Raw genomic sequence first — 4453 nt, forward strand, 5'->3', positions numbered from 1 at the left:
TAGCGCGGGCGGCGCGCCGAACGTCGGCCGCTTCTCGGTCGTGAAGGCCGAGCAGCAGGGCGTGAAGGAGCTCGACGACGTGTATCTCGCGGTGCGCCTGCCGCAGGCGCAGCGGCTCGTATACGGCGGCGCCGAGCCGCGCGCGACCGCGCTCGAGATCCAGCTCGCGCGCACGGCCGATCTGCCGGCGGCGCGCGCGCGCATCGAGCAGCTGCTGCGCGGCGGCTTCGACGGCCAGCCGCTCGACGTCGTCGATTTCGCGACGCTGAACCCGTTCTACGACCAGACCAACCGGATGTTCTCGGTGATCTTCGGCTTCGTGTTCGTGCTGATCAGCGCGATCGTGCTGTTCGTGATCAGCAACACGATGAGCACCGCGATCATCGAGCGCACGGTCGAAATCGGCACGCTGCGCGCGATGGGCATGCGGCGCGGCGGCATTCAGGCGCTGTTCGTCTGCGAGGGCGCGCTGCTCGGCGTGGCCGGCGCATCGCTCGGCGTGCTGGCGGCGCTCGCGATTGCCGCGGCCGTCAATCACAGCGGGCTGGCCTGGACGCCGCCCGCGCGCATCGACGCGGTCGCGCTCACGGTGCGCGTGTGGGGCGAGTGGCGAACCATCGCGGTCACGTTCGCGGGGCTCGCATGCGTGGCCGGGCTGTCCGCGTGGCTGCCGTCGCGGCACGCGGCGCGGCTGTCGATCGTCGATGCGCTGCGGCATGTGTGACGCCGTGCGGATGCGGTCATTTTCGTTCATTTCACTTTCGGGAGAGCGCACGTGCGTCGCCTGTTCGTTTCATGCTGTCTGAGTCTTTCGTTCCTGGCCGGCGCCGCGCACGCGCAGCCGGCGCCCGATCCGCAGAAGGTGCTCGCGGCGAGCGACGCGATCCGCGCGCCGGCGAAATCGTTCGTGCTAACCGCGACGCTGATCGAGTATCGGTCGGGCAAGCAGGTGGACGGCAATACGCTGTCGATCTATTCGAAGCCCGACGCGCCGGGTGGCGCGTTCCGCACGCTGGTGCGCTTCGTCGCGCCGGCGCGCGACACGGGCAAGCTGATGCTGAAGAACGGCAACGACCTGTGGTTCTACGATCCCGCGAACCAGGCGAGCGTGCGGATCTCGCCCGACCAGCGGCTGCTCGGGCAGGCCGCGAACGGCGACGTCGTGACGGTCAATCTCGCGCACGACTACACGGCCGAGCTGAAGGGCGTCGAGGACATCGCCGACGGCGACCGGCAGACCCGCCGCGCCTACCGGCTCGCGCTCACCGGCCACGGCGATGGGCTCACGTACCGCCGCATCGAGATCTGGATCGACGCGGCGAACAACCGGCCGCTGAAGGCGCGCTTCTATTCGGAAAGCGACCGGCTGCTGAAGACCGCGTTCTACCGGCGCTACACGATGCAGCTCGGCGTCGAGCGGCCGACGGAGACGGTCATCATCGACGGGCTCGACAGCAACTGGGTCACGGTCATGCGTTTCTCCGACTACGCATGGCGCGACATTCCCGATGCATGGCTGCAGCGCGACTACCTGTCCCGCTTCCAGGCGCAATGACGGCGCGGCGTCGATGCCGGGTCGCCGCGCTCGCGTTCGTGCTGCTGCCGGCGCTCGCGCGTGCGGCGCCGGCCGGCGCGGAGGCGACGAGCGGGGCGGGCGGCGTGGATGCGGCCGATGCCGCGGCGCTCGATCTCGCCGACCGGTCCGCCACCGCGCCGGCCGATACCGCGAAGCCGTGGAAGCTCGACGTGCAGGACGCGTTGCGTGCGAGCCGCTATCGCGACGGCGCGCACGCCGGGCGCAACCAGCTGTCGGTCGAATTCGAGTACGGGCAGTGGCTGACGCCGACGTTCGCCGCGCACTTCTCGATGCGCTTCGACCGGTTCGATCCGCTCGGGACCTCGCGCACGTCGTCGCGCGACGTGACGCTCGTGAAGGAGGCGTACGCGAGCTGGCGCGCGGCGCCGACGTTCGTCGTCGACGCGGGGCGCGTCAACGAGCGGCTCGGCGCGGCGATCGGCTACAACCCGACCGACTTCTTTCGCGCGGGCGCGGTGAGCCTCGACGTGCCGCCCGATCCGGACAGCCGCCACACGAACCGGCTCGGTACGGTCGCGCTGCGCGCGCAGCAGGTGTGGGACACGGGCTCGCTCGCGGCGCTGCTGTCGCCGCGGCTCGAGCGCCGCAGCCTGCCGGGCGACCCGGCCGCATCGTCCGACCTGCAGCGTACCAACGGCGTCGATCGCTGGATGCTGGTCGCGAGCCAGCGGCTCAGCACGGCGATCCAGCCGCAATGGATCGTCTACGGCGAAAGCGGGCAGGCGCCGCAGTTCGGCCAGAACCTGAGCGTGCTGCTCGGCAACTCGGTGGTCGCCTACGTCGAATGGGCGGGCGGCTACCGGCGCTCGCTGATCGCGCGCGCGACCGGTGCGGCCGGCGACAGCGCGTTCCGCACCAGCTCGTCGGTGGGCGCGACCTGGACGCTGCCGATCGACCTGTCGCTGAGTGCCGAGTTCCAGAGCAACGGCGGCGGCGCGGACGCCGTGCAATGGCGCGCGCTGCAGCGCGCGAACCCGGCCGCCTGGGGCAGTGCGGTGCAGACGTCGATCGCCGCGCAGGAGCTGCAAACCCGTCACGGCGTGTTCCTGATGGCGGCATGGCGCAATATCGGCGTGCGCCGTCTGGATCTGTCGGGCTTCATGCAGGCCGATCTCGGCGGCGGCCGGCAATACTGGGTCGAGCTGCGGCGGCGCTTCGACCGGTTCGACGTCGCGCTGCAGTGGCTGCATCAGGGCGGGCCGTCGTGGAGCCGCTTCGGTGCGATGCCGGAGTCGACCAGCGTGCAGGTGCTGGGCATTTTCTATCGATGACGCAAGGAGGTTTCGAATGAGCAAACGCGCGCTTCAGACGGCGACCGCCGTGCTTGCGCTGGTCCCGTCGATCACCGGGGTGCTCGGCATGATGGGCATCCACGATCCGCTGTACGCGTCGCTCGGCCTCGCGCTGCCGGCCGACGCGACGCTGGACAGCAACCTGCGCTTCTACGCGGGCGTCTGGCTCGGGCTCGGCCTCGCGGCGTTCTCGGTGATCCCGGGGATCGAGCGCCAGGGGCGGCTGTTCGCGACGCTGTGGACGATGATCTTCCTCGGCGGCATCGGACGGCTGATTTCGCTCGCGACGCTCGGGCTGCCGTGGCCGCCGTTCGTCGGCTTCACGGTGCTCGAAGTCGTCGGCGCGCCGTTGTTCATCGCGTGGCAGCGGCGCGTGGCCGCTCACGCAACCTTGGGGAACGCGCATGCATGACATCGACATCGATATCGCTCGACGCACCGCGCCGCTGCGACGCCTTGCGCGCGCGTGCGCGCGGTTCCTGGCCGCTGCCGCGCTGTTCGCCGGCGTTGGCCTGGCCGCACCCGCGGCGCGTGCGCAGACGGCGGCCGCGCTCGACGACTATGCGGCGACCCGCTATCCGATCATTCTCGTGCACGGCCTGACCGGCACCGACGACTATTTCGGCGTGGTGCCGTACTGGTACGGGATGCAGGCGGACCTGCAGCGGCATGGCGCGACGGTCTACGTCGCCGACCTGTCGGGGTTCCAGAGCGACCTCGGCCCGAACGGGCGCGGCGAGCAACTGCTCGCCTATGTGAAGCAGGTGCTGGCGGTCACGGGCGCGGCCAAGGTGAACCTGATCGGACACAGCCAGGGCGGGCTGACGTCGCGCTACGTGGCGTCGGTCGCGCCCGCGCTCGTCGCGTCGGTCACGACGATCGCGACGCCGCACCGCGGCTCGCAGTTCGCCGACTTCGTGCTCGCCGCGCTGAAGCTCGACCCGACGGGCATCTCGACGCCGGTGTTCGGTGCGCTGCTGAACCTGTTCGGCATCCTGACCAGCGACACGCACAACACGAACCAGGATGCGATCGCCGCGCTCGACGCACTCGGCACGGCGCGAACCACGCGGTTCAACCAGCTGTTCCCGAGCCCCGGCCTCGGCGCCGGTGCCTGTCGCACCGGCGCGCCGACCGAGACGATCGGCGGCAACGTACACCTGCTGTATTCATGGAGCGGCGCCGCATATCAGCCGGTGTCGCTGCTCGGCATCGTGACGGGCGCCGTCGATACCAGCGTGATTCCGGTGATCGATCCGGCGAATCTGCTGGATCCGTCGACGCTCGTGTTCCTGACGGCCGGCAACGTGATGGCGCTGGCCGGCGCGGGGCCGAACGACGGCTTCACGTCGACCTGCAGTTCGTTGTTCGGCACGGTGATCTCGACGCGCTACCACTGGAATCACTTCGACGCGATCAATCAGTTGCTCGGCATCCGCGGCGCGTATGCGGAAGATCCGGTCGCCGCGCTGCGCGTGCATGCGAACCGGCTGAAGCTGCAGGGCGTTTGAGCGATGACGGTCCGAACGATGCTGTCTCGCACCGTGCTCCATGGCGCCGTCGG

The 4453-nt window shown here is 70.2% G+C and carries 5 protein-coding genes; all 5 read left to right on the forward strand.

The features are described 5' to 3' along the window. Positions 1 to 724 (forward strand): FtsX-like permease family protein (locus G3N62_RS34340; RefSeq protein WP_206141486.1); only part of this gene is annotated, 724 nt, incomplete at its 5' end. Between the two features lie 51 nt (positions 725 to 775). Next, positions 776 to 1555, forward strand: coding sequence for an outer membrane lipoprotein-sorting protein (locus G3N62_RS34345; protein WP_034190065.1), 780 nt, complete (start codon positions 776 to 778; stop codon positions 1553 to 1555). Next, positions 1552 to 2868 carry a hypothetical protein gene (locus tag G3N62_RS34350; RefSeq protein WP_124669486.1) on the forward strand — a complete coding sequence of 439 codons (1317 nt, stop codon included), beginning with the start codon at positions 1552 to 1554 and terminating at the stop codon, positions 2866 to 2868. The genes G3N62_RS34345 and G3N62_RS34350 overlap by 4 nt, the downstream gene beginning before the upstream one ends. 16 nt (positions 2869 to 2884) lie before the next feature. Then, entirely contained in the window at positions 2885 to 3301 is a 417-nt protein-coding gene (locus G3N62_RS34355) for a DUF4345 domain-containing protein (protein WP_124669485.1), read from the forward strand. After that, positions 3294 to 4400 (forward strand): triacylglycerol lipase, encoded by a 1107-nt coding sequence (locus tag G3N62_RS34360; RefSeq protein ID WP_124669484.1) that lies wholly within the window; start codon positions 3294 to 3296, stop codon positions 4398 to 4400. The genes G3N62_RS34355 and G3N62_RS34360 overlap by 8 nt, the downstream gene beginning before the upstream one ends. Positions 4401 to 4453 lie beyond the last annotated feature (53 nt).

Source organism: Burkholderia sp. Tr-20355 (assembly GCF_017104685.1).
Taxonomy (GTDB): domain Bacteria; phylum Pseudomonadota; class Gammaproteobacteria; order Burkholderiales; family Burkholderiaceae; genus Burkholderia; species Burkholderia seminalis.

Coding starts and splice junctions, on each gene's coding strand:
- G3N62_RS34350 (WP_124669486.1), top strand. CDS start 1,552: ATGACGGCGCGGCGTCGATGCCGGGTCGCCGCGCTCGCGTTCGTGCTG.
- G3N62_RS34355 (WP_124669485.1), top strand. CDS start 2,885: ATGAGCAAACGCGCGCTTCAGACGGCGACCGCCGTGCTTGCGCTGGTC.
- G3N62_RS34360 (WP_124669484.1), top strand. CDS start 3,294: ATGCATGACATCGACATCGATATCGCTCGACGCACCGCGCCGCTGCGA.